Annotated in this window: 1 protein-coding gene; it reads right to left on the bottom strand. The window is 39.6% G+C overall.

Going from position 1 to position 634, the window contains the following annotated elements; genetic code table 11:
* Window positions 1–406: 406 nt before the first annotated feature.
* On the bottom strand, window positions 407–634 hold a 228-nt coding region (locus tag R7093_RS26165), incomplete at its 5' end, for an inovirus-type Gp2 protein (protein WP_318147143.1).

Here is a 634-nt window from a genome sequence, read left to right as displayed (position 1 = left end):
ATGGAAGGCATGTGTAACTCTAACCAAATAGTAATCTTCAGCAGATCGAAAAAATAGGAGGCCTAGCTTCCTATTTTTTTGTCAGACTCCCAATGTCATTATAGAGCACAACGAAGCGTACTCAGAAATAATACATGAATAACTAAGTACGTGAGACGGCATTTACACTGACACAGACGTAGGGGCCTGAGAACGGATACCATTAACACTACTGATGTTATCGAGGCCAATCTACCAACAGTGCATGACCGTACCACCGAATGCTGCGTGCTTATTTAGCATACCCCGAATGGCAAGTTGAACCTAAGAGACCATATGCTTCTCCAGTTATCTCTACACTTATAATCAATCTATAGAGCAATCACGTTTCGAAATACTAAACAGATGAGCAGATTAATATTAGCTATCATCCCTGACTAGTTCCAAAGCAACGTTTTCCTTCACCATAATGCTTCGTTCTGTTGTTGGCAAAATAACTTAGCCTTGTAAAGAGGGCCTGGTATTTATTCTCGAAGTCGTATTTATTTTGGTCTAAGTAATGTGTACCTTTATAAACAAGTTGAACCAACCTATCTGCATTATCAACATACTCTCCTAGTGCACTACTCCATGCATCCATAATGAGTCTTGCTAA

Source organism: Vibrio sp. 1580, assembly GCF_033340055.1.
Note: the sequence above shows the minus strand (reverse complement) of the source record. Positions and strands in the feature narration are given on the sequence as shown.